General features: G+C 26.1%; 4 protein-coding genes. 3 read left to right on the top strand and 1 reads right to left on the bottom strand.

The window, feature by feature from the left end; translation table 11 throughout:
- Window positions 1–621: hypothetical protein (locus BN899_RS04260; protein WP_042273253.1), on the bottom strand; the 621-nt coding region annotated here is incomplete at its 3' end.
- Window positions 622–837: 216 nt separating this feature from the next.
- Here BN899_RS04260 and BN899_RS04255 point away from each other — a divergent pair.
- From BN899_RS04255 to BN899_RS04245, 3 genes are all read left to right on the top strand, one after another.
- Complete coding sequence (locus tag BN899_RS04255; RefSeq protein WP_042273252.1) at window positions 838–1,221, top strand: hypothetical protein; 384 nt, start codon at window positions 838–840, stop codon at window positions 1,219–1,221.
- Window positions 1,222–1,349: 128 nt separating this feature from the next.
- Window positions 1,350–2,207, top strand: a complete 858-nt coding sequence (locus tag BN899_RS04250) for a YitT family protein (RefSeq protein WP_042273249.1) — start codon at window positions 1,350–1,352, stop codon at window positions 2,205–2,207.
- A gap of 64 nt (window positions 2,208–2,271) precedes the next feature.
- Window positions 2,272–2,690 (top strand): DUF2871 domain-containing protein (locus BN899_RS04245; protein WP_071162430.1); only part of this gene is annotated, 419 nt, incomplete at its 3' end.

Here is a 2,690-nt window from a genome sequence, read left to right as displayed (position 1 = left end):
TTTTATACTTTTACGCATTCTATTATTTTTATCTACCTCAAATCCATATCTTTTATACAAACTTATTAAGTCATTATCATTTATTATGTTTTTATCAGCTACTACTAAACCTTCTACTGATTTTATTTCTTTTAAATTATACTTATTTAAAACTTTATTTATCTCTTTTATTCTATAATCTAACTTCATAAGAAGCATACTTCCATACCCTTCATTACTTATTCTTGATCTAAAATTATATATATATAACATTGCATAACTATCTATTTTATAACTTATACAATCCATGTAAGATTTGTTTACAGTTCCTGTTAATAACATTATATCTATTGGTATTCCTATATCCTTTGCATTAAAATTTATAGTACTTAATATTCCTACTATAAATTTATTTTTGTCTTCTTCTATATCTAGTATTAAGTGCTTATCTTCATTTAGTTTTATATACCTTTTTAACTTTTTAAGTAATCTTATATAGTATTCATATTCATTTAATAAACTTGCGTCTTCTAAGTTTAAATTATCATATTTTGTGTTTAATTTAAGCTTTTTTATTTTATTTATGTCTTTATCTTTTAAATACTCTTTCATTTCTTTTATTTTAGTATCTAGAGTACACATATCTCCTCCATATAAAATTAACCTTTATTAATTTTATATGGCTAAGTAAAAAAAATATGAACTAATAATTCTTTAATTTATTTATTAATGTCAATATATTATTAATATAGAAAGTGAAACAGGTATCATTAGTTAGTTAAATGTATTAAAATATAATTAGTAAATTATAATAGCTCATTATATTATAGTGTGTTATTTATTGTTGGAGGTGTTTTAATGGAAACAAATAATTTTAATAATGAAAATATTTTGTGCTCTATTAACTGTTACAAAGCTGTAAAAAATTCCGAGGTAGCAATAAGTTTTATAGCAAACTTATTTGCAGGAGGAGTTGCAGGTTCTGTAACAAACGATTTTAGATTAACTCTAACTGATAGAAATTTATATATAGAAACCATAGGTTACTGTGCTTGGGGTGGATTGCCCGAAGTTATATCTGTTGAAAAAATTCCTAGAGGTGATGTAAAATCATTTAAAGTCAAATCTGTAGATTCTAATGAAGTTATTGAACTAACTCCCAATCAAAATAAAACTATAGTTTTTATAAGAGACAATGAAAAAAATGATAATTTAGCTTTGAAAATGTCTAGTATTATCTAGTAACTTCATTTCTTACATCCATATCGTCTTAGTTTTTAAATCATCTTAGTTCTTAGATATGTAATATCTTTAAATTTAGCGAGTACTTTAAAATACAAATTTAATACTTAAAGGGGGTGGAGGTTGTTATGAAAAATAATTTTTTTTCATACACTTTTGAAATAATAATACTATCACTAGGGTGCTTTATAATGTCCGTTGGACTTAATATGTTTTTAGAGCCATACACAATAGCATCTGGCGGACTTACTGGTCTTGCTATTGTACTTAAAAGTCTTTTTAATACTCCTTTATGGCTTATAAATTTAGTGTTTAATATACCTTTATTTATATTTGGTGTCAAAATTCTTGGAAAATCTGATGCAATAAAAACTTTATTCGGAATCCTTTTACTTACTTTCTTTCTTGGACTTACACAACCTCTAACTACTTCTTTTAAAACTGATGATGTTTTATTATCTGCTATTGCAGGTGGAATTGTGGTTGGTATAAGTCTTGGAATGTTATTTAGAATAGATGCATCAACTGGAGGTACTGAACTTGCTTGCCTTATTTTAAATAAGATATTCCCATCTATTACTATTTCAGTATTTATGTTTATAATCGATGGTATAGTAATTCTTTTGGCTGGTATTGTTTCTAGAAATATTGAGACTGCCCTATATGCTACAATATCTTTATATATTTCAGTTAAAATATCTGATGCTATAGTTGAAGGCTTTGATTTTTCAAAATCTTTTATTATAGTTACTGAAAAACCTAAGGTAATTGGCGACTCTATTATGGATAACTTAGGAAGAGGAATCACTTTTTTAGAGGGTCGTGGTGGATATTCTAACAAGAAAAAAGATGTTTTATTGGTTGTGGTTTCTAGACGTGAGGAAGTTATCCTAAAAAAACTCGTTAATGAAATTGACCCTATGGCATTTATTATTATAAATAATGCTCATGAAGTACTCGGAGAAGGATTTAGTAGAAAAGTATAAATATTGTTTAACCCCCTAATAATTTGTGTATAAATTAAAATATAAATTATTACGGGGGTAAATTATGCAAAAATATTTTAAACTATCAACATTTTACTTAGTACTAGGATTAATATTAGGGGTGTTTTACAGGGAGTTTACTAAACTAAGTAATTTTACAGATCCGACAACTTTAGGGTTACTTCACGCTCATGCTCTAGTACTAGGATTTGTATTCTTTATATTAGTCTTATTACTTGAGAAAAACTTTGAAATCTCTAAAATCAAAAATTTTAAAGCATGGCTTATAACTTACAATATCGGACTTATATACTTACTTTCCACACTAACATTTAGAGGAATACTCGAAGTTAATAGCTCTGATTTTGCTGGACTTAGTCACATAGCAGGACTTGGTCATGCTATTTTAGGAATATCTTTAGTATGGTTTATAGTTATAGTTAATAAGGCTTTAAAAAATTATGATCTACTAAAAATGTCTGA

Origin of the sequence: Faecalimicrobium dakarense (assembly GCF_000499525.1) — a bacterium.
GTDB lineage: Bacteria > Bacillota > Clostridia > Peptostreptococcales > Peptostreptococcaceae > Faecalimicrobium > Faecalimicrobium dakarense.
Note: the sequence above shows the minus strand (reverse complement) of the source record. Positions and strands in the feature narration are given on the sequence as shown.